The sequence below is a fragment of the Staphylococcus auricularis genome (assembly GCF_051172115.1).
In the GTDB taxonomy this organism is placed as follows: Bacteria; Bacillota; Bacilli; order Staphylococcales; family Staphylococcaceae; genus Staphylococcus; species Staphylococcus auricularis_A.
Map to the genome: position 1 here is coordinate 405,011 of NZ_JBPIZN010000002.1, position 25,052 is coordinate 430,062.

Genomic DNA, 25,052 nt, shown 5'->3' on the forward strand with positions numbered 1-25,052 from the left:
ACAATTGAAAGTTTACAACCTCACAAACCAACTTGCAATAGGGAATGAACGACTGTCACGCTAAATTAATAATTACGAGAAAGACATACAATCAGACAGCACTGAAATTGTGTCTTGTTGAAGTTGAAATGGAAAATTAAAATGGGATGCAAGGAAGTAATCTGTAGAACCTCTCGTTGACCATACCCTTCATAAAAGGTGAGAAACCATAAAAAACTCTACCCATAAGCATGGATAAAGTTACGATATTGTATGGTGTATTTGTTTAGTGGTAGATTGTGTCTATCACTAAAGTTTCACGATAGGGTTAAACATCACTTGGTTACGACCTTCGTTTTTCGCAATGTGTAACATATCGTCCGCATCTTTGAACACTTTACGTTGTGATTTATATTCCTCTTGTGTGAGGTAACCGATACCGATTGATACAGAAAGTTTGATCACTTCTTTTTCTGGGAGATGGAACGTTGATTTTTCTACTCCTGTACGGATACTTTCACTGAGTTTCACACATTGATCGAGTGTATAGTCTCTAAGGACGACAGAGAATTCTTCACCGCCATTACGATAAATGCTGAATTGTGCAGGCACGTAGTTAATAAGTAATTGTGCCATTTGACGTAACACGGCGTCACCTGCTTGATGGGTATATTGGTCATTGACGTCTTTAAAGCCATCGATATCGATGAGTAACAGCCCCAAACTTTCTTGATGGCGTTCCGCTTCTTGTGACACTTTGTTTAAATGACGGTCGAATTCCTTCACGTTACCGAGCCCAGTGAGATAGTCATATTTGTCCTCATTTTCATAACGGTCAACAAGGGAGAAGAAATGCCAAATATCCACAAATGTGACTGAAGCGGTAATCGTTAAGATGAATGAAATTGGGATCAAGAACAGTACACTCACGATATCGAAATAAGGTGTGACGAGAGCGAGTGCGAGAAAGATGATCAAACTGATTACATTCAAGATTTGAACCGCAACGATATCACTTTGTTTCATGAACGGTCCGACTGTACCGACGATGATGGCGATGACCATCCATATGATACCGTGCATGAGTGGGACATCTAAGATCAGCGTGTCGACTAAAGTAATAACGATTGCTGAAAGTAATGTGTAAGGCATGTTCGTATAACGACCTAAAAAGAGCAATGGCACATAACTCAAGTAGAGCGCGTGTTCGTTTAATAATGGTATAGGATAAGCTGATAATAATAGAGCGATCAGCGTCATTAAAATCGTGACATAGCCTCGTGAAAAGACCATAATTCTATTTTCGGAATACTGCAAGCGATGAAATAAGTAAATACCTGCTACAGTGACTGCAATATTATATATAATAGCTTCAAACATATGATAACGCTCCTTTAAGTAAACACTATCATATTGTAAGTGAAAATATACTAATTGTCATCATATTATAGATAGATTGGGGAAAGATTGCGCGCGGGTAACGCTTTGAGTGAGGGAGCAGCATAGCCTTTTTCGGTGCGATAACACGCATGATTTAAGTGGAATATTGCTCTAAATTATGGTGTGGCTGAGTTATCAGAGGGTTAAAATTCACAAGAAAAGGCTGGATTATGTTTTGAAAGGGAGTCCGTATCTGATATAATTAGTGAGATATTTTTTAATGCATGATTAAGACTAGATGAAGGTGCATCGATGTATACAATATTATTAGTTATTTTTTCAATGTTAGTTAGTTTAATCTTAACGCCGATTGTGATTAAAATTTCATATAAATTAGGTATTGTCGACCAACCAAACTATCGTAAAATTCATGTCAAACCTGTGTCTGTGTTAGGCGGTACGGTGATTTTAATTTCATTTCTACTCGGCATTTGGTTAGGCCATCCGATTGAAACGGAAGTGAAGCCGTTAATTATCGGGGCCGTAATCATGTATCTAACCGGATTAATTGATGATATTTATGATTTAAAACCGATCGTGAAATTGTTCGCTCAAATCGTCGCAGCACTTGTCGTGACGTATTACGGGATCGCCATCGACTTTATATCTATTCCGATTGGTCCGACGATTCACTTTGGCATTTTAAGCATACCGATTACTGTAATTTGGATTGTTGCGATCACGAATGCGATTAATTTAATCGATGGTTTAGATGGGCTTGCTTCAGGTGTCTCAGCGATTGGGCTCATCAGTATTGGCTTTATCGCGCTGTTACAAGCGAATATTTTCATCTTGATGATTTGTAGTGTGTTAGTCGGCGCATTAATTGGCTTTTTATTTTTTAATTTTCATCCTGCGAAAATATTTCTCGGTGACAGCGGGTCATTACTCATCGGCTTTATCATCGGATTCTTATCATTACTCGGTTTTAAAAATATTACCTTTATCTCACTCTTTTTCCCAATCGTTATTTTAGCAGTACCGTTTATCGATACGTTATTTGCGATGGTCCGACGGGTGAAAAAGGGGCAACACATCATGCAAGCGGATAAATCACATTTACATCACAAATTGTTGCAGCTAGGCTATACACATCGTCAGACGGTGCTCCTCATCTATGCGATTGCCGTGTTGTTTAGCCTTTCTAGTATCGTATTGTACCTGTCACAACCATGGGGTGTACTCATGATGCTCATATTAATCCTTGTGACGATTGAACTCATCGTTGAATTCACAGGCTTAATAGATGATGATTACAAACCATTGTTGAAGCTCGTTGCGAAAAAGCATAAACACGAAGATGAAAGTTAATAATACAATAGGATTTACGAATAACTGAATAAAATTGAAAAGGGTAGCAGTAGAAGCTGACAAGTGGGCTGAACTGACAGACGCTATGAAACGTGCGAAGTCAGTTCAGTTTATTGATTGTCACAATCAATAAGAAGTAAGGCGTTTAATCTGTTGGAATATCAAAGGGTAAACGCATGGAGTCATGAGTTTCTAACTCATATTGACTTGCAGTAATGCGATTTAAAAAGTCGATAAAGTCATCGTATTCATCTGCGACGACATCAATGTGATAACTCACTTTGTCTGTGTACACAGTATCTCGCAACATATAAGTTGTAGAGGCGAGTTCGTATTCAAATTTACCGGTGAGATCATAACCGATTGTGACAGTGACTGGAATAGCTTCACGTAATGCCACGCGACCGATATCATGAATGACGTCTCTCACTGCGCCACTATAAGCACGGATAAGACCGCCACCACCGAGCTTAATGCCACCGAAATAACGTGTCACGACGACACAAGCATTATGAATATCTAATTTTTTAAGCACCTCTAACATCGGAACACCTGCTGTACCACTCGGCTCGCCATTATCATTCGCTTTTTGAATGTTCATTTGATCGCCAACAGTATAGGCAGAGCAGTTATGCGTCGCGTCATGATGGATTTGTTTCACTTCATTGATGAAATCTTTCGCTTCATCTTCAGTTTCGACTGGTTTAATGTGCGCGATAAAGCGCGATTTATTTATGACATTTTCGATAGTGTGTTCTTCTTTTATTGTAATAATTGATTCCATATGTCCGTGTCACCCCGTCTTTTTAGTACATTCATTTATTATACACCGAAAAGGCGCATGTTTTAAATGTAAAAATACATTTTCATTTCAAACGAAATCATGTATCATATTGATTAGTATAATTGAGGAGGATTTAGATGAAAATTGCTATCTTAACAGATTCAACAAGTTATCTATCCCAATCATTGATTGATAAATATCATATCGAAGTGGCACCGCTCAGTGTGACATTTGATAATGGTGATAATTTTATAGAAAATGACGCGTTATCTACAGATACATTTTATGAACGTATGGCAACATCAGCAACGATTCCTACGACAAGCCAACCCGCAATCGGTACGTTTATTGAAAAGTATGAGAAGTTTAGGGATGAAGGCTATACAGATGTTATTGCAGTATTTTTATCTTCAGGCATCAGTGGCTCATATCAAACTGCAACCCAAGCAGGCGAGTTAGTCGAAGGTATTAACGTGCACACGTTTGATTCAAAGCTTGCATGTATGGTTGAAGGCGGTTATGTGCTCTATGCGATTGAGTTAATAGAACAAGGGTTAACACCGAGTGAGATCATAGATGAACTCACTGACTTACGTGAACGTACAGGGGCTTATTTAATGGTAAATGATTTGAAAAACTTACAGAAAAGTGGCCGAATCACAGGCGCCCAAGCTTGGGTAGGGACATTGTTAAAAATGAAACCTGTATTGAAATTTAATGATGGAAAAATTTTACCGGAAGAAAAAGTACGTACGAAAAAACGTGCACTTCAAGAAATCATCAAAAAAGTGATCGCATGCATTGAACCTTATGGCGATGAAGTGACGTTGTATGTCATCGAAGGCGATAAACCGGAAGATGCACAATGGGTACATGACTATCTCGATGAACATTACCCACAATATCAAATCCATCATTCTAAACTCGGACCGGTGATTGCAGCACACCTTGGTTCAGGTGGTTTCGGTTTAGGATATATGAACAAACGTATTCGAACAACTTAATTAAAAAATAAGGCGAGATTTTATAGATTGTGTTTTTTACGCGCGTTTATGTGCTTAGTGACACAGTTTCTTATAAAATGTCGTCTTTTTATTTAGTCATGAATCAACTTAGAAAGGAATAAACGAGTCCAGTATGAAAAGACAAAATTGAACTCAAACAACAAGTCATGAATAAAAATGTGAAATATTATGGCAAAATCATTACCGACACACAGTTACTTACAGACGAAAAGATTCAAACAACGATGAAAGGTGTGATTCGACAAAACGGACGACACTATTGTAATCAATGTGGGACAACGCAACCTACAGATTTTTATCATTATTGTCATATTCATACAGGTGAGACAATCTATTATTGTCGCAGGTGTATTGCGTTAGGCCGCATGGATACGCTTCAAGACATCTCTTTGACCGCCTCGCATCAAGCTATATCCAAAGCGCATTATCAGTTAGACTTTGCATTGTCAGAACAACAATCAGAAGCCTCAAGCCGTATCGTTGAAGCGGTCACAGCGCATGATGATTTATTAATTCATGCGGTGACTGGGTCAGGTAAGACGGAAATGATCTTTCAAGCGATTCAATATGCAAGACAGCGGGGGGACAATGTCGCTGTTATTTCTCCGCGGGTTGATGTCATCGTTGAAATCAGTATGCGGATTCAAGACGCATTTCCCGAAGAACGTATCGATGTTTTGTATCAAGGACAAACACAACAATATGAAGGACATTTTGTCATTGCGACCGTGCACCAACTCTACCGTTTTAAAAACCATTTTGATACGGTATTTGTCGATGAAGTCGATGCTTTCCGTTAGTTAACGACCAAGCATTACAAAGGGCGATTACTCTAGCGACCAAAGATCAGGCGAGCATCATTTACATGAGCGCTACGCCGCCGAAATCAATGATTCGCACACACCAGATCATTATATTATTTTACCTGCGCGCTTTCATCGACACGCTTTACCCCTTCCTACTTTCCACTACCTTAAGTTCAACTCTCAAAAGATTCAACGTCAATTACTTCATCTTTTATTAAACCAAATCAAACAATCGCGTTTTACACTCGTCTTTTTCAACCATATCGAATTGATGCAACAGGCATTTGAAACGTATCGACCTTATATAGAAGACCTCATATGTGTTTATAGTGAAGATGCGTTGCGCTTAGAAAAGGTCGCAGCACTCAGGGCAGAAAAACATCCCGTCGTATTTACGACCACGATTTTAGAACGGGGGTTCACGATGGCACGTCTCGATGTCGTCGTCATTAACAGTCAGTTATTTGAAAAAGCAGCACTCATTCAAATTGCTGGCCGAGTTGGTCGTAAAATGGTAGCGCCGACTGGACGTGTTTGGTTCTATCATCAAGGAATCTCTTTATCAATGTTGCGCGCAAAACGTGAGATGAACCAGATGAATAAATTGGCGAAAGTAAGAGGGTGGATCGATGACTAAATGTGTACAATGTCAAAGTCATTTTCATACTCCAATCACGATCACTCATTTTTATCAAAAGGATCCAAAGCTATGCCCAGCTTGTACTGCACAATGGGACGCATGCAGGATAGATCATACTCATAGATGTCCAAGGTGCTTAAAATTATTGGCAGAAGGAGAGCGGGATTGTTTAGACTGTGCGTTTTTAGCAGAACGCTTTAAGCTCATGCATCAACTGTATTGTGATTACCAATACAAAGGACATGTGAAAGCACTTATTCAACAGTATAAATTTATGAGAGACGTCGCTTTAAGTGAATGCTTTGCGCAACAGTTACAATTACCAAAAGAGAGGTATGATTACTTGGTGCCGATTCCTTCACCTTATGAACGTGACCGAGAGCGCACGTTTAATCCTGTGCGACAACTTTTACAACAGAAAGGGGTTCACTACCACGAACTATTAACGACCAAGCTACGTCCTAAGCAATCCGAATTGTCTAAAATAAAACGTGCACATCTTGCGAATCCGTTTGAATTAAAGGCAGAAGAAGATCTGACAAACAAATCTATTTTACTCATCGATGATATTTATACGACGGGGATGACCGTTCATCATGCGGGCGAAATCTTATATGATAGAAATATCAGAAAATTCGATGTGTTAACGCTTGCACGATAATAGAAACGTGATAAAATGAGGTTAAGCAATACACAACTAAAGAGGTTTTAAAGGAGAGATAACTATGATTAGATTTGAAATTCATGGAGAGAACCTCAGTGTCACTGATGCCATTCGCAATTACATCGAAGAGAAAATTGGTAAGTTAGAACGTTACTTTAACAATGTCCCTAATGCGACAGCACACGTTAAAGTAAAAACTTATCAAAATTCTGCGACAAAGATTGAAGTGACGATTCCATTAAAAGATGTCACATTAAGAGCAGAAGAACGTCACGATGACCTCTATGCAGGTATTGATTTAATTACTAACAAACTGGAAAGACAGGTTAGAAAATACAAAACACGCGTAAACCGCAAACATCGCGATCGAGGTGATCAAGATATCTTCACATCAGAACCGATCGATACAGATGTTGCGTCACTCGCAGCTGAAGGGCCACAAACGTCTGAATCAGAAGAAACGGATAACGACATTGAAATCATCCGTTCAAAACAATTCAGCTTAAAACCGATGGACTCTGAAGAAGCGGTCTTACAAATGAACTTATTAGGTCATGATTTCTTCATCTTTACCGATGCTGAAACAGAAGGTACAAGCATTGTCTACAAACGTAAAGATGGTAAATACGGCTTAATCGAAACAACAGAATAAGCCAAATAAATGTGCTTTGAATCGATCACTATCCCGTGTGCTAACTTCCTATAGTATTTAGGAAGTTAGTGCACGTTTTGTTATTCATCACAACGCTCCCAACAAACCTCTAACCCATTCAACCCATTTTCAAAGCTACGTATTATTTCTACACTTGCATACTTTTTAAGGGTTTCATGTATAATAGAAGAGACGGTTCAATTTAACGAACAACAAAGCATGATACAATGAATGAACATGCTTGATTTTAAACATTCATTTTACTCGAGCTAACACATTGACGACACGCGCGAAAACCGCATAAAATACACATCCATGCTTGATGATAAAAGTTAAAAGGGCGTCGTGTTCGTAACAATAGCTCTAAGTGTAAATTTAAGCCTATAAGTGATATGATACATTGTTGTAAGCGTAAGAGTTATATAGCTAAAGGAGCGAAAAAAATGGGTTTTTTATCAAAGATTGCTGATGGCAATAAGAAAGAAATAAAGCGCCTTGGTAAATTAGCTGACAAAGTGCTCGACTTAGAAGAGGACATGTCTATATTAACTGATGAAGAAATAAGAGAAAAAACGAAAGCACTACAAGAACAAGTGCAAGCTGAATATGATATTAAAAAACAAGAAAAAATATTAACTGATATATTACCAGAAGCGTTTGCCTTAGTTAGAGAAGGCTCAAAACGTGTATTTAATATGATACCTTACAAAGTCCAAGTGATGGGTGGTATCGCAATTCATAAAGGTGACATTGCAGAGATGAGAACCGGTGAAGGTAAAACGTTAACTGCAACGATGCCTACGTATTTAAATGCGCTTGCAGGACGCGGCGTGCATGTCATCACAGTCAATGAATACTTATCTAGTGTACAAAGTGAAGAAATGGCAGAACTGTATGAGTTCTTAGGTCTGACCGTTGGCTTAAACTTAAACAGTAAATCTACGGCAGAAAAACGTAAAGCATATAACCAAGATATCACGTACAGTACAAACAACGAACTTGGTTTCGATTACTTACGTGACAACATGGTGAATTACGCTGAAGAACGCGTAATGAGACCGTTACACTTCGCAATCATTGATGAGGTCGACTCTATTTTAATCGACGAAGCACGTACACCATTAATCATTTCTGGTGAAGCAGAAAAATCAACATCCATGTACACACAAGCAAATGTATTCGCCAAAATGTTGAAAGGCGAAGAAGACTACAATTACGATGAAAAAACAAAATCAGTACAACTCACTGAACAAGGGATCGATAAAGCAGAACGCATGTTCAAAATTGATAACCTTTACGATGTGAAAAATGTCGACATTATCAGCCACATCAATACGGCATTACGTGCACATGTAACGTTACAACGTGACGTCGACTACATGGTCAATAACGGTGAAGTGCTCATCGTGGACCAATTTACAGGTCGTACAATGCCAGGTCGTCGTTTCTCAGAAGGGTTACACCAAGCTATTGAAGCTAAAGAAGGCGTGAAAATTCAAAACGAATCTAAAACGATGGCTTCAATCACGTTCCAAAACTACTTCCGTATGTACAACAAATTAGCAGGTATGACAGGTACAGCGAAAACGGAAGAAGAAGAGTTCAGAAACATCTATAATATGACAGTAACGCAAATTCCCACGAATAGACCGGTTCAACGTGAAGATAAACCAGATCTAATCTTCATTAGTAAAAAAGGTAAATTCGATGCGGTTGTGGAAGATGTCATTGAAAAATACAAACAAGGTCAACCCGTGCTTTTAGGTACAGTTGCTGTTGAAACCAGTGAATACATCTCAAATCTGCTTAAAAAACGCGGCGTACGTCACGATGTACTCAACGCGAAAAACCACGAACGTGAAGCAGAAATCATCGCTAACGCAGGACGTAAAGGTGCAGTGACGATCGCTACCAACATGGCCGGTCGTGGTACCGATATTAAACTCGGTGATGGCGTTGAAGAACTCGGTGGCTTAGCTGTTATCGGTACAGAACGTCACGAATCACGTCGTATCGATGATCAATTACGTGGTCGTTCTGGTCGTCAAGGTGATAAAGGGGATAGCCGCTTCTACCTCTCACTACAAGACGATTTAATGGTTCGTTTCGGTTCAGAACGACTTCAAAAAATGATGGGTCGACTCGGTATGGATGATTCTACACCGATCGAATCACGCATGGTTTCTCGTGCTGTTGAATCTGCACAAAAACGTGTTGAAGGGAATAACTTCGATGCCCGTAAACGTATCCTTGAATACGATGACGTGTTACGTAAACAACGTGAAATTATCTATAACGAACGTAATAACATCATTGATAGTGAATCCAGTGATGAACTTGCAGAAACAATGTTACGTTCAACTCTCGATCGCAGTATTCAATATTACATTAATGAAGATGATGACAATCTCGATTACGAACCATTTATCAACTATGTTGAAGATGTATTCTTAAGTGAAGGCGACTTGTCAGAGTCAGAAATTAAAGGTAAAGATAGCGAAGACATTTTCAATATTGTATGGTCTAAGATTGAAAATGTGCTTCAAAGTCAACGCGATAAAATTGGTGATCAATTCAATGAGTTTGAACGCATGATCTTACTTCGTTCTATCGATGGACGTTGGACGGACCATATCGATACGATGGATCAACTCAGAGAAGGGATCCACTTACGTTCTTACGGTCAACAAAACCCGCTTCGTGATTACCAAAATGAAGGACACGAACTCTTTGATATCATGATGCAAAACATTGAAGAAGACGTAAGTAAATTCTTGCTTAAATCTGTTATCACTGTGGACGACGATGTTGAACGTGAGAAAAATACAGATTTAGGTAAAGGTGAACATATCAGCGCACAAGATGGTAAAGAAAAAGCAAAGCCTAAACCATATGTCAAAGGTGAGGAGATCGGCCGTAACGATCCTTGCCCATGCGGTAGCGGCAAAAAATATAAAAACTGTCACGGCGCTGCACAATAAATAATTTTTAGAAACTAGAGTGAGAGGACGTATATGTCTCGTTCACTCTAGTTTTTTATACATGACGTGTAACGCATTGTGGTCAGTCACTTCCTGCATGTCGCGATTGATGTCGTTTGCATCTATGGGTCGTGTTTATGTAAAATAACTATATTAATATATTAGCAATTGAAGATACTTATATAGGAGAGATTATAGTGGAATTATCAGAAATCAAACGTAATATAGATGATTATGCAACGAAATTAGAACAACTTAGGGGGTCTCTTTGACTTAGAAGAGAAAGAGACAAACATCCAAGAATACGAAGAAATGATGACCGACCCAAACTTTTGGGATGATCAACAAAAAGCACAAGAAATTATTGATAAAAATAACGCATTAAAATCCGTCGTGAACGCGTACCATGAACGTGAATCAGAACTCGAAGACCTCGATGCGACACGTGAATTGCTCGCAGAAGAATACGATGAAGATTTGAAAGAAGGCTTAGAAAGTGATGTCGTAGCGTACGGTCCTAAGCTCGATGCATTCGAACTGACGTTATTACTCAATGGACCATATGATGCAAACAATGCGATTGTTGAACTGCATCCCGGTGCAGGTGGTACAGAATCTCAAGACTGGACGAGCATGTTACTTCGTATGTATCAACGCTACTGTGAACAAAAAGGATTCAAAGTTGAAACCGTCGATTATCAACCCGGTGATGAAGCAGGTGTAAAAAGTGTGACATTACTCGTGAAAGGTCACAACGCATACGGTTACTTGAAAGCAGAAAAAGGCGTTCACCGCTTAGTCCGCATTTCTCCATTTGATTCATCTGGTCGACGTCATACGTCATTTGCTTCATGTGATGTCATTCCTGAATTTAACAACAATGAAATTGAAATCGAAATTAATCCAGATGATATTACCGTAGATACCTTCAGAGCGAGTGGTGCAGGGGGCCAACACATTAATAAAACCGAATCTGCCATCCGTATTACCCACCATCCAACAGGTATCGTCGTAAATAACCAAAATGAACGTTCTCAAATTAAAAACCGTGAAGCAGCGATGAAAATGTTGAAATCTAAATTGTACCAACGTGAACTAGAAAAACAAGAACAAGAAATGGCTGAAATTCGCGGAGACCAAAAAGAAATTGGTTGGGGTAGTCAAATTAGATCCTACGTCTTCCACCCATACTCTATGGTGAAAGACCACCGTACTAATGAAGAAACAGGTAAAATCGATGCCGTAATGGACGGAGAAATTGAAGATTTCATTGAATCTTACCTCCGCACACAAATGGATAATCAAGAAGCGTAAACGAGAGAAGTTTTGCTTCTCAATCTTTAATTAATACTAGACCACACGTTCGCCAATGCGTTAGTTCGGTTATGTTTTGAAAAATCATGAAAAACATTGCATAATTTAAGTGAATTCAATGATGACGACCTTTGATAGAGGTTGCGCAATTCATACGATAAAACAAAAGATTTAGCTTAAAAGAGAGGAGGGGTTACAATGGGAATACATCAATATTTCAAACGTTTATCTGACTTAGAAAAACTCATTCGATTACCGGGTAAATTTAAATATTTCGAACACAATGTCGCTGCGCATTCCTTTAAGGTAACGAAGATTGCTCAATATTTGGGTACCGTAGAAGAAGCGCACGGCAATACAATTAATTGGAAAAGTTTGTACGAAAAAGCACTGAACCATGACTTTGCAGAGGTCTTTACAGGTGACATTAAGACACCCGTGAAATATGCGAGTAGTGAATTGAAGAAACTGTTCTCCCAAGTTGAAGAAGAAATGGTCGATACCTTTATTACCGAGGAAATACCAGAACCATATCAACAAATCTATCGCCGTAGATTACAAGAGGGCAAAGACGATTCGTTAGAGGGTCAGATTTTAGCGGTTGCAGATAAAATCGACTTGCTTTATGAAACGTTTGGTGAGATTCAAAAACGTAACCCTGAATCGTTATTTTTCGAAATTTACGAAGCCTCTTTAGAAACGATCATCCAATTCGATCATCTCGCGTGCGTCCAAGACTTTATCGACCACATTATTCCCGAAATGTTGACGGAACGCTTTATTCCACGCACTGAATTGCGAGAAACCACGATGGCCATTCTCGATAAAAGAAATAGGTGATTGAGATGATCTGGTACATGTTCGCTGCATTTTTCCCTTGCGTATTAATCATATTATTTAGCGTGGTCACGCGTAGTAAGTGGGTAGGTACCATCATTACCCTTATTTTAATCGGCGTGTCGGTCCAAAAAGGATTTTTCCACAGTAATTGGATCATTTTTATAGATGTCGTGTCGTTGCTTGCAGGCTATGTCATTGTGGATCGCTTGAAGTTTCATCAGCGTAGCGAAGATGATGATTGACCGCATTTTCAAAAAAGCAAAGCATTTAAATTACAATTTCATAGGACCTTTTAAAAAGGTTGGAACAGTTAACGTAGTAGAAGGATTTGGAGCGCATCATCTCTACTCCAACTCCCATCGAAAGTGGTGTGACCATTAGTCAAATGGCGACACGAGTAGAGTGAAACGTTATTGTTCCAGCTTTTTTGTGTTGTTCGGTATTTTGCGAACAGATGTTTGTATTAATTTTTCGATTTTTGATACAATATAGATAAAATTATGGACAATAGCGCGTAACATGACCACAAGATTGTATAAAGAGTTCAATTTGAAAGATGAATCATAATCGTAGGGGGCATCATTTTATATGGAACATTATCCTTTTAAGTTAGAATCAGAGTTTGAACCTCAAGGGGATCAACCGCAAGCCATCGATAAAATTGCGGAAGGCGTAAAGCAAGGTAAACGCCATCAAACGTTGCTCGGTGCCACTGGTACAGGGAAGACATTTACGATGAGTAACGTGATTAAAAAAGTAGGGAAACCTACATTAATCATCGCACATAACAAGACATTAGCTGGTCAACTCTATAGTGAGTTTAAGGAATTCTTCCCTGAAAATAGAGTGGAATACTTTGTCAGCTATTATGATTACTATCAACCAGAAGCATATGTACCTTCCACGGATACATTTATTGAAAAAGATGCGTCAATCAATGACGAAATTGACCAATTACGTCACTCCGCAACGAGTGCGTTATTCGAACGTGATGACGTCATTATCATTGCGAGTGTCAGCTGTATTTACGGTTTAGGTAACCCAGAAGAATACCGTGATTTAGTTGTAAGCTTACGTGTCGGTATGGAAATGGACCGCAGTGAATTATTACGTAAATTAGTCGACGTACAATATACACGTAACGACATTGACTTTAGACGTGGGACATTCCGTGTGCGAGGGGACGTCGTTGAAATCTTCCCAGCGTCACGCGAAGAAATGTGTATTCGTGTTGAATTCTTCGGTGATGAAATTGACCGCATTCGCGAAGTGAACTACTTAACTGGTGAAGTATTAAGAGACCGTGAACACTTTGCGATCTTCCCGGCATCCCACTTCGTTACCCGTGATGAAAAAATGCAGTCAGCGATTCAACGTATTGAAAGTGAATTAGAAGAACGCTTGGAAGAATTACGTGGTGAAAATAAATTACTCGAAGCGCAACGTCTAGAACAACGAACAAACTACGATTTAGAAATGATGCGTGAAATGGGCTTCTGTTCGGGTATAGAGAACTATTCCGTACACTTAACACTACGTCCTATGGGTTCCACACCCTATACATTATTAGATTACTTTGGTGATGACTGGCTCGTAATGATCGATGAATCCCATGTTACACTACCGCAAATAAGAGGTATGTATAATGGGGACAAAGCACGTAAACAAGTGCTTGTAGATCATGGCTTCCGTCTTCCAAGTGCATTAGATAACAGACCGCTTAAATTTGAAGAGTTCGAAGAGAAAACAAAACAATTCGTTTATGTCTCTGCTACGCCAGGTCCTTACGAATTAGAACACACAGATGAAATGGTCGAACAAATCATCCGTCCAACCGGCTTACTCGATCCGAAAGTTGAAGTACGACCTACTGAAAATCAAATCGATGACTTACTCGACGAAATTCAAGCACGCATCGAACGCAATGAACGTGTCCTCGTCACAACGTTAACGAAAAAAATGAGTGAAGATTTAACGACTTATATGAAAGAAGCGGGTATCAAAGTTAACTACCTCCACTCTGAAATTAAGACACTAGAACGGATTGAAGTCATTCGTGACTTAAGAATGGGTACGTATGACGTCATCGTAGGAATTAACTTGCTTAGAGAAGGGATTGATATTCCTGAAGTGTCACTCGTCGTGATTTTAGATGCCGATAAAGAAGGTTTCTTACGGTCAGATCGTTCACTCGTCCAAACCATTGGTCGTGCCGCACGTAACAGTGAAGGTAAGGTTATCATGTATGGTGATAAAGTGACGGACTCAATGCAATATGCGATCGATGAAACCGAACGTCGTCGTAAAATACAAATGGCTTATAACGAAGAGCACAACATCACACCAACAACTATTAATAAGAAAATTCATGATGTGATTAGTGCAACCGTTGAAAGTGACGATACAAACGAAAAACAACAAACAGAAGTACCTAAGAAAATGACGAAAAAAGAACGTGAAAAAACGATTGATAATATAGAAAAAGAAATGAAACAAGCAGCGAAAGACTTAGATTTCGAAAAAGCTACGGAACTCAGAGATATGTTATTCGAATTAAAAGCAGAAGGGTGACCAAGTATGAAACAACCATCCATTGTAGTGAAAGGGGCACGTGCCCATAACTTAAAAGGTGTAGATATTGAAATACCTAAAAATAAATTAATTGTCATGACCGGTATTTCTGGTTCAGGTAAATCTTCATTAGCCTTTGATACGATTTACGCAGAAGGTCAACGCCGCTATGTTGAATCATTGAGTGCCTATGCACGTCAATTTTTAGGGCAGATGGACAAACCAGATGTCGACACCATTGAAGGCCTTTCACCTGCCATTTCTATCGACCAAAAAACAACAAGCAAAAATCCACGTTCAACAGTTGCGACTGTAACAGAGATTTACGACTATATTCGTTTACTCTATGCGCGTGTTGGTACGCCGTATTGTCCGTACCATCATATTCCAATCGAATCTCAAACAGTACAACAAATGGTGGACCGCATTTTAGAGCTTGAAGAACGTACAAAAATTCAATTACTCGCACCTGTTGTATCACACCGTAAAGGCTCACATGAAAAGCTCATCGAAGACATCAGTAAGAAAGGCTACGTACGTGTACGTGTAGATGGCGAGATTGTTGATATTAATGAAGTACCTGAACTCGATAAAAACAAAAACCATACGATTGAAGTCGTGGTCGATCGACTTGTTGTAAAATCAGGCATTGAATCACGTCTTGCAGATTCTATCGAAACCGTGCTTTCACTTTCAGAAGGTAATCTCGTCGTAGATGTCATCGATGGAGAAGACATGAAATTCTCTGAAAACCATGCGTGTCCAATTTGTGGTTTTTCTATCGGTGAATTAGAACCTCGTATGTTTAGCTTTAACAGCCCATTTGGTGCATGTCCGACATGTGATGGTCTCGGCCAAAAACTTAATGTCGATCTCGACCTTGTTGTACCTGATGACAAATTAACCCTTAATGAAGGCGCCATCGTCCCTTGGGAACCGACAAGTTCAGACTTTTACCCAACACTATTAAAACGTGTATGTGAAGTTTACAAAATCAACATGGACAAACCGTATAAGAAATTGACGGATCGTCAGAAAAATATCCTTATGTATGGTTCAGGTGACAAACAAATCGAGTTTACGTTCAAACAACGTAATGGCCAAACACGTAAACGTACGATGCCATTCGAAGGGGTTGTAAATAATATTGATCGTCGTTACCATGAATCACCATCAGAATATACACGTGAAATGATGAGTAAATACATGGTCGAACTCCCTTGTGAAACATGTCATGGTCAACGTTTAAGTAAAGAAGCACTCTCTGTCTATGTGGGAGAGAAAAATATCGGAGAAATCGTTGCTTATTCCATTAAAGATGCGCTCGATTATTTTGAAAATCTAGAACTATCCGATCAAGATATGCAAATCGCCACACAAATCTTAAAAGAGATCATTTCACGCTTACAATTTTTAAATAATGTGGGTCTCGAATATCTTACACTTGAACGTCCTTCAGGCACATTGTCTGGTGGGGAAGCACAACGTATCCGTTTAGCAACGCAAATCGGTTCACGCTTATCTGGAGTCCTATATGTACTCGATGAACCGTCCATCGGTTTACATCAACGTGACAATGATCGCTTAATTCAAACATTAAAAGAAATGCGTGACTTAGGAAATACGCTGATTGTCGTAGAACACGACGATGATACGATGCGTGAAGCGGATTACCTTGTTGATGTAGGTCCAGGTGCAGGTGATCACGGTGGTGAAATCGTCGCAAGCGGTACGCCAAAACAAGTGATGAAAAATACGCATTCCTTAACTGGACAATATCTAAGCAATAAAAAACGCATTGAAGTACCTGAACATCGACGTGAAGCTACAGATCGTACGATTGATATCAAAGGTGCGCGCAGCAATAACTTAAAAGATGTAGATGTCTCTGTGCCACTTTCTACAATGACGGTCGTGACAGGAGTTTCTGGTTCTGGTAAAAGTTCACTCGTCAACGAAGTGCTCTATAAATCTTTAGCGAAAAGCATCAACAATTCTAAAGTGAAACCAGGGGATTGTGATGCTGTAGAAGGTATCGATGAACTAGAACGTATCATTGATATTGACCAGTCACCGATTGGACGTACGCCGCGTTCAAACCCTGCGACGTATACAGGTGTCTTTGACGATATTCGTGATATTTTTGCTCAAACAAACGAAGCGAAAATCAGAGGCTATTCAAAAGGCCGTTTCAGTTTCAACGTGAAAGGTGGCCGCTGTGAAGCTTGTAAAGGTGACGGTATCATCAAAATCGAAATGCACTTCTTGCCTGACGTGTACGTGCCATGTGAAGTGTGTGACGGTACGCGCTATAATCGGGAAACGTTAGAAGTGACTTATAAAGGTAAAAATATCGCCGACGTCCTTGCAATGCGTGCTGAAGAAGCGATGAACTTCTTTGAAAATGTACCGAAAATCTATCGCAAACTGAAAACACTTGTAGATGTTGGATTAGGTTATGTGAAACTCGGTCAATCTGCGACAACGCTATCAGGTGGGGAAGCGCAACGTGTGAAATTAGCGTCTGAACTCCACAAACGTTCTACTGGTCGTTCCATTTATATCTTGGACGAACCGACAACAGGACTCCACGTAGATGATATTAGCCGCTTATTGAAAGTGCTAAATCGTTTAGTTGAAAATGGTGACACCGTCGTGATTATCGAACACAATTTAGATGTCATCAAAACAGCAGACTATATTATCGATTTAGGACCTGAAGGCGGTGAAGGTGGCGGTACTATTGTTGCGACGGGTACCCCAGAAGAAATCGCAGAAGTGCCTGAAAGCTACACAGGTCAATATTTAAAACCTGTGTTAGAACGAGATAAGTAAAGTAAATATGAAATGAAAGTGAGCTTGAGCACATGAAAGTTAAACGGCTGAAGCTCACTTTTTTATTTCGAAAATGATTAACGTGATAGAATACCTATAGCATTAAAATTTGATATGATGTTATCATAATGGAAGTATGTCAATTTAATTGAGGTGTGCTATGTTAACAACAAAAAGTATCATAGATAGATTTGACTTGAAACTATTAGTTGGAGAAGGCGGTTTGACGAAACCGATTAAGAATGCAGATATTTCTCGTCCAGGTCTAGAGATGGCGGGTTATTTCTCGCACTATGCATCAGACCGTATACAACTACTTGGAACAACCGAATTGTCCTTCTTCAACTTATTACCTGATGAAGAACGTAAAGGGCGTATGCGCAAACTATGCCAACCAGAAACGCCAGCCATTATCGTAACGAGAGGATTAGAACCCCCTGATGAATTATTAGCAGCAGCGAAAGAGCTCGATACACCGCTCGTCAGCTCAGATGTGCCAACGACACAATTGATGAGTCGATTAACTACATTTTTAGAACATGAACTCGCGCGTTCTACGTCGCTACACGGTGTGCTCGTCGATATCTACGGAATTGGTGTGTTAATCACAGGTGATTCCGGTATCGGTAAGAGTGAAACCGCACTTGAATTAGTGAAGCGCGGACACAGACTCGTCGCTGATGACAACGTAGAGATTAGAGAAATCACGAAAGATGAACTCGTAGGTCGACCACCTGAGTTAATCAAACACTTATTAGAAATTCGAGGATTAGGTATCATCAATGTCATGACATTGTTTGGCGCAGGTTCCGTCTTGACAGAAAAGAGAATACGTCTCAATATTAACTTAGAAAATTGGGATAAAGACAAACTCTATGACAGAGTAGGCCTACATGAAGAAACATTGCGCATTCTGGATACAGAAATTACGAAAAAAACGATTCCAGTTCGACCTGGACGTAATCTTGCGGTTATCATAGAAGTAGCAGCGATGAACTATCGCTTAAATATCATGGGTATTAATACAGCTGAAGATTTTAACGAGCGATTGAACGCAGAAATTAAGCGCAACAGTCAAAAAGATGAGGGGTAGAAGTCATGAATTTAACGCTAGGTTACATAGATCCGGTGGCGTTTCAACTCGGACCGATTGAAGTACGATGGTACGGCATCATCATCGCATGCGGTATTTTACTTGGGTACTTCATCGCACAAGCGAGTATTAAACGTATTGGATATCATACCGACACATTAGTAGATATTATCTTTTGGGGAGCTATTTTCGGCTTTCTTGCAGCGAGAATATATTTTGTCATTTTCCAATTTCCATATTATGCCGAGCATCCAGGGGAGATCATTAAAATATGGAATGGCGGCATAGCGATACATGGTGGATTGATCGGTGGCTTTATTACGGGCCTCATCGTTTGTAAGATTAAAAACATTAATCCATTTCAAATCGGTGACGTGGTTGCGCCGAGTATGATCTTAGGGCAAGCAATCGGCCGTTGGGGTAACTTTATGAACCATGAAGCACACGGCGGCCCCGTGTCACGTTCATTTTTAGAAAATCTCCATTTACCAGACTTCATTATCAACAACATGTATATTGAAGGACAATATTACCACCCTACATTCCTTTATGAATCGATTTGGGATGTGCTTGGCTTTGTCATTTTAATCACATGCCGTAAATATTTACGCGTCGGCGATACATTTTGTCTTTACTTAATCTGGTATTCTGTCGGCCGTTTCTTTGTCGAAGGATTACGTACAGATAGCTTGATGTTGACAGAAAATATTCGCGTCGCTCAAGTCGTTTCAGTCATTTTAATCGTCATCGGTATCGTCATTATGGTTGTTCGTCGCGTTCGTTACAACGCACCTCAATATCGAGCAGTGGGACCTCTCCCATGGTCAAAAAATGCGCAAGAGAAGTGATGACAGATGAGAAATTTAAAAGAGACGAAAGCGAAAAAGCCTAATACATTATGGGATATGTACCATTACATCAGTCCGTTGAAGTTATTCAAACAAACTTGTGTGATTGAAGTGGCACGTTATATCCCAAACGTGAAGTTGAAGCATTGGCTATTTCGAAATGTCTTGCATATGACTTTAGGTGAGCGTGCTGCTTTTGCCTTTAAAGTCGTGCCAGATTTATTGTACCCGGAATTGATTACCGTTGGCGAAAATAGTATTGTAGGGTATAATACAACGATATTAACACATGAATATTTAGTTGAATCTTTCCGCACAGGACCCGTTCACATTGGGCACCATACGATGATTGGGGCAAATGTGACCATCTTACCTGGTGTCACGATTGGAGATCGGGTACGGATTGGGGCAGGTACCATCGTGTCGAAAGATGTGCCAGATGATACACTCGCATACGGAAACCCAATGCAATTTAAACAAAGATAAGGTGGTGACGATGATGGCACAACAACATCATAATGTAATTTCCATGACCCTAGACACAGATTTTTACCGCAAAATGGCTGAGCAACGTTACTTGCAACAAGACTATAAAAAAGCAGCCACTTATTTTAAAAAAGTGCTGGACTCGTCACCTCAAGATTTAGATGCACAAGTCAAATATAGTACCTGCTTAGTTCATAACGGTGAAAGCAGTCAAGCTGAAAATATTTACTTCGAAAATATCGTCAATAAACGCTATGTCGAAGAAAGTTATTACCAACTCAGTCAACTTAATATTGATCTGAATGATCCGAATAAAGCATTTCTCTTCGGCATAAATTATGTCATCGTATCCGGTGATGAGGACTATCAAGCAGAACTTGAGAGCATGTTTGAGGTGAGATACCACACACCTCAGAAAATAGAAACAGAAAGTCGCTTGTTTGCGGTTCAGATCATTTTCCAATATTTATTTGGACAAGGTCGATTGCCTGAAGCACGCAGATACTTGCTAGATCAAGAAGAAGAGATCAAGACACATCGTATCATCCGCAATCTATTAGCGATGATTTACTTATATTTAAGCGAATATGACATGGCGAAAACCATCCTCGAGTCACTACTTGCTGAAGATAGTACAGATGTCAACGCACTTTGCCATTACACGTTATTACTCCACAATATCAAAGACGAAAAAGCTCCGAAGTACTTAAACATTTTGAAAAAAGTCGCACCGATGAATGATGATGAATCTTTCAAAGTAGGGATTGTACTTAGTTACTTGAAAGAATACGAAGCATCACAACAACTATTACTTCCACTTTATAAAAAAGGTAAATTCCAATCCTTACAGCTCTTTAATGCATTGAGTTTCAACAGCTACTATTTAGGCAACGTTGAAGACAGTGAAATGTATTGGAGTAAACTCAGACGACTCACACCGATACACATTGCCTTCCCACCTTGGATCATTGAACAAAGCAAGAGTTTCTTTAACTTACACATCATGCCATACTTAATGTCTGATGATAGTCATTACCGTTTGTATGGAATCTTCTTGTTAAACCAATTAAAAGGCCGCGAAGTGTTGATGACAGAAGAGATCTGGTCGATCTTAGAATCAATGGGTGACTATGAAAAATTATATTTATCTTACTTAATCCAAGGTTTGAAATTAACGAAGATTGATTTCATTCATCGCGGTTTAGTAACGATCTATGAAAATGATGAGTTCACAGATGAGGAAGATTTGTTGGTGGCATGGATTGATCAAGCAGAAGCCATTATCGATGACAAAGCAGATTTAGAACAAGTGACACCTTACGTTGCAGCATTTATCTATCTTTTCTACCAACAAGATGAGCGTAAAATGACGAAAAAACAACTGACTGAGGAATTTGATATTTCAATGTATCAATTGAATAAAATGGTAGACTATTTGTTGAGCATATAAGTTTCAGTAAGGTGTGTATTGTTATATAATACGCCATAATGACTACGAACGAGGAGGCAATTTAACATGGCTGAACAAGTGGATTTTGATGTTGCGATTGTAGGCGCAGGGCCAGCAGGTATGACTGCAGCGGTATATGCATCTCGCGCAAACTTATCAACAGTAATGATTGAACGTGGTATGCCAGGCGGTCAAATGGCGAATACAGAAGAGGTAGAAAACTTCCCTGGTTTTGAAATGATTAGCGGTCCAGATCTTTCAACTAAAATGTTTGAGCACGCTAAAAAATTCGGCGCGAAATATCAATACGGAGATATCAAATCTATTGAAGACAAAGGTGACTACAAAGTAATACACCTTGGTAATGACGATGTTACAGCACACGCAGTCATCATTGCGACAGGTGCTGAATACAAAAAAATCGGTGTGCCGGGTGAAGAAGAACTTGGTGGCCGTGGCGTAAGCTATTGTGCTGTATGTGATGGCGCATTCTTTAAAGGGAAAAAATTATTCGTTATCGGTGGGGGCGACTCAGCCGTAGAAGAAGGTACATTCTTAACTAAATTCGCGGATAGCGTAACCATCGTTCACCGCCGTGATGAATTACGTGCACAAAAAATCTTACAAGACCGTGCATTCAAAAACGAAAAAATTGATTTCATCTGGAGTCACACACTTGAATCCATCAATGAAAAAGATGGCAAAGTAGGCTCAGTGACACTTGTTTCAACGAAAGACGGATCTAAACAAACACTTGACGCAGATGGTGTGTTCGTTTACATTGGTATGAAACCATTAACTGAACCATTCCAAGACTTAGGCATTACAAACGAAGTCGGTTACATTTCAGCGAAAAGTGACATGAGCACAGACGTCCCTGGTATCTTCGCAGCAGGTGATGTTTGTGATAAAGGCTTACGTCAAATCGTTACAGCAACAGGTGACGGTAGTATCGCTGCACAAAGTGCGATTGCTTACATTGAAGCAATTAAAGATAAAGCAGCTGCAGAATAAGTCACACTTGAAATGAACACGAGATGAGTGAAGACCAGGTTGAAGCGCGACCGGTTGGAAAATGAATTCCAGTAATCTCACATGAGGCTATAGGGAACAAGGCCAGTCACGGGAATCTTTATAACAGATGATATATAACTTGAGTATGGACGACTAAGGCAACAACAGCGTAGACCAAAAACTACGCGTAACGCCTTAGTCGTTTTTATTAAAAATCGTTTTAACTATTTTCTTGCAGTATTTTCATGTAGAATATGAGTGATAATAAGTTCATAATATGAGATGTATCAAACAAGATCACATTGACAACACATCACGTAGCAAACAGTTTTTAACGATGCATGATGTTTTAACGCGGATCAATATACAATGGACGGTGTGGATATGCAATCTGAGGAAAATGAAAAAGTGAAAAGTGAATTATTAGTTGTAACAGGTTTATCAGGTGCAGGTAAATCTGTCGTCATTCAAAGCCTAGAAGATAACGGCTATTTCTGTGTCGACAATTTGCCGCCCATTCTACTACCTAAATTTGTAGAGCTGATGGAACAAGGCAACCCTTCTCTACAAAAGGTCGCGATTGCGATCGATTTAAGAGGTAAAGAATTCTTCCAATCACTGCTCAAAGAGTTAGACGAGATTAGAAACCATGATGACGTTGAGCTTGATGTCATGTTTATCGAAGCGACAACGGAACGTTTAATCTCTCGTTATAAAGAAACACGTCGCGCACATCCATTGAATCGCACAGGACGTAAATCACTCGTCAAAGCGATAGAAGAAGAGCTCACGTTACTCGATAAAGTGAAGAGTATCGCGAATTACACGATTGATACCACAGGCATGACCACAAAGGAATTGCGCCAATGTATTGGGGATTATTTTAATAAAGATCATCAAGAAGCATTTAGTATCCAAGTGACAAGCTTTGGATTTAAACATGGAATTCAAATCGATGCCGATTTGGTATTTGATGTAAGATTTTTACCTAATCCATACTATGTTGAAGAACTTAGACCTTTAACCGGTGAAGATAAAGATGTTTATGGTTACGTGATGAAGTGGAATGAAACACAAGTATTTTACGACAAACTCATCGATTTACTTCAATTTATGATTCCAGGATATAAAAAAGAAGGTAAATCTCAGCTCGTTATCGCAATGGGTTGTACAGGAGGACAGCATCGTTCAGTCGCATTGGCAAAACGAATTGCTGAAGATTTGAGAGGTCGTTTTGATTATAATGTATACGTGCATCACCGTGATATGCACATAGAAAGTGGAGAGAAACATGAAACAAATTAAAATTGTACTTATCGGTGGCGGTACAGGGCTATCAGTGTTAGCGAGAGGGATGAAAAATTTTCCAATCGATATCACGACCATCGTGACCGTTTCTGATGATGGAGGCAGTACGGGTAAAATTCGCAGTGAAATGGATATACCAGCTCCTGGAGACATTAGAAACGTTATTGCAGCGCTCAGTGAAACAGAACCTACACTCGAAAAGCTCTTTCAATATCGATTTAAAGAAAATCAAATCGGAGGCCATTCGCTCGGCAATTTAATTATTGCGGCACTCACAAACATCAGTGACGATTTTGGTCATGCGGTGAAGGAACTCAGCGAAATCTTAAACATCAAAGGTCAGGTCATTCCATCTACCAATTCAAGTGTGAGATTAAATGCGGTCATGACCGATGGTGAAATCGTCTGCGGTGAATCTGAAATTCCTAAGAAAAATAAACGAATTGAGCGCGTATTTTTAGAACCTGAAGATGTACAACCGATGGAAGAAGCGGTCGAAGCGTTGAAAGAAGCAGACCTTATTGTGCTCGGACCTGGTTCACTCTATACGAGTGTCATTTCTAACCTTTGTGTCAAAGGCATTGCGGATGCGGTCGTTCAAAGTGACGCACCGAAGCTCTATGTGGCGAACGTCATGACTCAGTCTGGAGAAACGAATGATTATACTGCTTATGATCACGTGAATGCGTTACATCGTCATGTGAACCAATCATTTGTGGATTATGTCATTTGTAATACGCAAGATTTTGATGAAGTTGTGTTAGAACGCTATAAACAACGAAACGGTGTCCCACCTGAACCCGATCAAGCTCGTTTAGAAGCAGCAGGGATCGAAGTCGTATCACATCCAGATTTAATTCAAATTACGCCAGAGTACTATGTCAGACATAATACGGATGTACTCGCGAAAATGATTTATGAAATTGCCTTGAAAGAAACAAGTACAATTGAATTCGAGCGTAATAAAGGCAAAAACAAACGCCGTTAAAATATAGAAAGTAAGGAGGTTGA

At 39.5% G+C, this 25,052-nt stretch carries 21 protein-coding genes; 19 read left to right on the plus strand and 2 right to left on the minus strand.

From position 1 onward, the window contains the following. Positions 1-288: 288 nt before the first annotated feature. On the minus strand, positions 289-1,359 hold the full coding sequence (gdpS, locus tag ACSBRB_RS06090) for a GGDEF domain-containing protein GdpS (RefSeq protein WP_435032045.1): 1,071 nt from the start codon (positions 1,357-1,359) through the stop codon (positions 289-291). Between the two features lie 312 nt (positions 1,360-1,671). Between gdpS and ACSBRB_RS06095 the strand changes: the two genes are divergently transcribed. After that, a complete protein-coding gene (locus tag ACSBRB_RS06095; RefSeq protein WP_435032046.1) occupies positions 1,672-2,730 on the plus strand; it encodes a glycosyltransferase family 4 protein in 1,059 nt (352 codons plus the stop codon). A gap of 145 nt (positions 2,731-2,875) precedes the next feature. On the opposite strand, the gene ACSBRB_RS06100 is transcribed toward ACSBRB_RS06095, so the two are convergent. Then, on the minus strand, positions 2,876-3,514 hold the full coding sequence (locus ACSBRB_RS06100) for a YigZ family protein (protein ID WP_435032047.1): 639 nt from the start codon (positions 3,512-3,514) through the stop codon (positions 2,876-2,878). Positions 3,515-3,651: 137 nt separating this feature from the next. Here ACSBRB_RS06100 and fakB1 point away from each other — a divergent pair, with 137 nt between their 5' ends. From fakB1 to ACSBRB_RS06190, 18 genes are all read left to right on the plus strand, one after another. Then, on the plus strand, positions 3,652-4,518 hold the full coding sequence (gene fakB1, locus ACSBRB_RS06105; protein WP_435032048.1) for a fatty acid kinase binding subunit FakB1: 867 nt from the start codon (positions 3,652-3,654) through the stop codon (positions 4,516-4,518). A gap of 179 nt (positions 4,519-4,697) precedes the next feature. Continuing rightward, positions 4,698-5,339: a DEAD/DEAH box helicase family protein gene (locus ACSBRB_RS06110; RefSeq protein ID WP_435032049.1), complete on the plus strand. Its 642-nt coding sequence runs from the start codon at positions 4,698-4,700 to the stop codon at positions 5,337-5,339. A gap of 229 nt (positions 5,340-5,568) precedes the next feature. Then, positions 5,569-5,982: a helicase-related protein gene (locus tag ACSBRB_RS06115; protein ID WP_435032102.1), complete on the plus strand. Its 414-nt coding sequence runs from the start codon at positions 5,569-5,571 to the stop codon at positions 5,980-5,982. A 148-nt stretch (positions 5,983-6,130) separates the two neighbouring features. Beyond that, entirely contained in the window at positions 6,131-6,646 is a 516-nt protein-coding gene (locus ACSBRB_RS06120) for a ComF family protein (RefSeq protein WP_435032050.1), read from the plus strand. Positions 6,647-6,710: 64 nt separating this feature from the next. Continuing rightward, complete coding sequence (gene hpf / locus ACSBRB_RS06125) at positions 6,711-7,301, plus strand: ribosome hibernation-promoting factor, HPF/YfiA family (RefSeq protein ID WP_435032052.1); 591 nt, start codon at positions 6,711-6,713, stop codon at positions 7,299-7,301. A gap of 443 nt (positions 7,302-7,744) precedes the next feature. Beyond that, a complete protein-coding gene (gene secA / locus ACSBRB_RS06130; RefSeq protein WP_435032053.1) occupies positions 7,745-10,282 on the plus strand; it encodes a preprotein translocase subunit SecA in 2,538 nt (845 codons plus the stop codon). 197 nt (positions 10,283-10,479) lie between these two features. Beyond that, a protein-coding gene (prfB, locus tag ACSBRB_RS06135) for a peptide chain release factor 2 (RefSeq protein WP_435032054.1) occupies positions 10,480-11,596 on the plus strand; the annotation gives its coding sequence in 2 pieces (ribosomal slippage) (positions 10,480-10,551 and positions 10,553-11,596; 1,116 coding nt in all). 198 nt (positions 11,597-11,794) lie between these two features. Beyond that, positions 11,795-12,436 carry a YfbR-like 5'-deoxynucleotidase gene (locus tag ACSBRB_RS06140; RefSeq protein ID WP_435032055.1) on the plus strand — a complete coding sequence of 214 codons (642 nt, stop codon included), beginning with the start codon at positions 11,795-11,797 and terminating at the stop codon, positions 12,434-12,436. 5 nt (positions 12,437-12,441) lie between these two features. Further along, positions 12,442-12,678: a CsbA family protein gene (locus tag ACSBRB_RS06145; RefSeq protein WP_435032056.1), complete on the plus strand. Its 237-nt coding sequence runs from the start codon at positions 12,442-12,444 to the stop codon at positions 12,676-12,678. 346 nt (positions 12,679-13,024) lie between these two features. Then, positions 13,025-15,007, plus strand: coding sequence for an excinuclease ABC subunit UvrB (gene uvrB, locus ACSBRB_RS06150; protein WP_435032057.1), 1,983 nt, complete (start codon positions 13,025-13,027; stop codon positions 15,005-15,007). A 6-nt stretch (positions 15,008-15,013) separates the two neighbouring features. Then, entirely contained in the window at positions 15,014-17,842 is a 2,829-nt protein-coding gene (gene uvrA / locus ACSBRB_RS06155) for an excinuclease ABC subunit UvrA (protein WP_435032058.1), read from the plus strand. A 160-nt stretch (positions 17,843-18,002) separates the two neighbouring features. Further along, entirely contained in the window at positions 18,003-18,935 is a 933-nt protein-coding gene (gene hprK, locus ACSBRB_RS06160) for an HPr(Ser) kinase/phosphatase (protein ID WP_435032059.1), read from the plus strand. A gap of 5 nt (positions 18,936-18,940) precedes the next feature. Beyond that, positions 18,941-19,783, plus strand: coding sequence for a prolipoprotein diacylglyceryl transferase (lgt, locus tag ACSBRB_RS06165; protein WP_435032060.1), 843 nt, complete (start codon positions 18,941-18,943; stop codon positions 19,781-19,783). 6 nt (positions 19,784-19,789) lie between these two features. Then, positions 19,790-20,269 carry an acyltransferase gene (locus tag ACSBRB_RS06170; protein ID WP_435032061.1) on the plus strand — a complete coding sequence of 160 codons (480 nt, stop codon included), beginning with the start codon at positions 19,790-19,792 and terminating at the stop codon, positions 20,267-20,269. A gap of 13 nt (positions 20,270-20,282) precedes the next feature. Continuing rightward, the gene (locus ACSBRB_RS06175) at positions 20,283-21,719 is read left to right on the plus strand and encodes a tetratricopeptide repeat protein (protein WP_435032062.1); all 1,437 of its coding nucleotides are present in this window, start codon (positions 20,283-20,285) and stop codon (positions 21,717-21,719) included. Positions 21,720-21,785: 66 nt separating this feature from the next. After that, positions 21,786-22,733, plus strand: a complete 948-nt coding sequence (gene trxB / locus ACSBRB_RS06180) for a thioredoxin-disulfide reductase (protein WP_107391885.1) — start codon at positions 21,786-21,788, stop codon at positions 22,731-22,733. A gap of 384 nt (positions 22,734-23,117) precedes the next feature. Next, complete coding sequence (gene rapZ / locus ACSBRB_RS06185; RefSeq protein WP_435032063.1) at positions 23,118-24,038, plus strand: RNase adapter RapZ; 921 nt, start codon at positions 23,118-23,120, stop codon at positions 24,036-24,038. Further along, on the plus strand, positions 24,025-25,029 hold the full coding sequence (locus ACSBRB_RS06190; protein ID WP_435032064.1) for a gluconeogenesis factor YvcK family protein: 1,005 nt from the start codon (positions 24,025-24,027) through the stop codon (positions 25,027-25,029). Before rapZ ends, ACSBRB_RS06190 begins: the two co-directional genes overlap by 14 nt. Positions 25,030-25,052: the final 23 nt, after the last annotated feature.

Coding starts and splice junctions, on each gene's coding strand:
- ACSBRB_RS06175 (WP_435032062.1), top strand. CDS start 20,283: ATGGCACAACAACATCATAATGTAATTTCCATGACCCTAGACACAGAT.
- ACSBRB_RS06145 (WP_435032056.1), top strand. CDS start 12,442: ATGATCTGGTACATGTTCGCTGCATTTTTCCCTTGCGTATTAATCATA.
- hpf (WP_435032052.1), top strand. CDS start 6,711: ATGATTAGATTTGAAATTCATGGAGAGAACCTCAGTGTCACTGATGCC.
- ACSBRB_RS06140 (WP_435032055.1), top strand. CDS start 11,795: ATGGGAATACATCAATATTTCAAACGTTTATCTGACTTAGAAAAACTC.
- secA (WP_435032053.1), top strand. CDS start 7,745: ATGGGTTTTTTATCAAAGATTGCTGATGGCAATAAGAAAGAAATAAAG.
- uvrB (WP_435032057.1), top strand. CDS start 13,025: ATGGAACATTATCCTTTTAAGTTAGAATCAGAGTTTGAACCTCAAGGG.
- trxB (WP_107391885.1), top strand. CDS start 21,786: ATGGCTGAACAAGTGGATTTTGATGTTGCGATTGTAGGCGCAGGGCCA.
- ACSBRB_RS06100 (WP_435032047.1), bottom strand. CDS start 3,514: ATGGAATCAATTATTACAATAAAAGAAGAACACACTATCGAAAATGTC.
- ACSBRB_RS06095 (WP_435032046.1), top strand. CDS start 1,672: ATGTATACAATATTATTAGTTATTTTTTCAATGTTAGTTAGTTTAATC.
- ACSBRB_RS06190 (WP_435032064.1), top strand. CDS start 24,025: ATGAAACAAATTAAAATTGTACTTATCGGTGGCGGTACAGGGCTATCA.
- ACSBRB_RS06170 (WP_435032061.1), top strand. CDS start 19,790: ATGAGAAATTTAAAAGAGACGAAAGCGAAAAAGCCTAATACATTATGG.
- rapZ (WP_435032063.1), top strand. CDS start 23,118: ATGCAATCTGAGGAAAATGAAAAAGTGAAAAGTGAATTATTAGTTGTA.
- uvrA (WP_435032058.1), top strand. CDS start 15,014: ATGAAACAACCATCCATTGTAGTGAAAGGGGCACGTGCCCATAACTTA.
- hprK (WP_435032059.1), top strand. CDS start 18,003: ATGTTAACAACAAAAAGTATCATAGATAGATTTGACTTGAAACTATTA.
- fakB1 (WP_435032048.1), top strand. CDS start 3,652: ATGAAAATTGCTATCTTAACAGATTCAACAAGTTATCTATCCCAATCA.
- lgt (WP_435032060.1), top strand. CDS start 18,941: ATGAATTTAACGCTAGGTTACATAGATCCGGTGGCGTTTCAACTCGGA.
- gdpS (WP_435032045.1), bottom strand. CDS start 1,359: ATGTTTGAAGCTATTATATATAATATTGCAGTCACTGTAGCAGGTATT.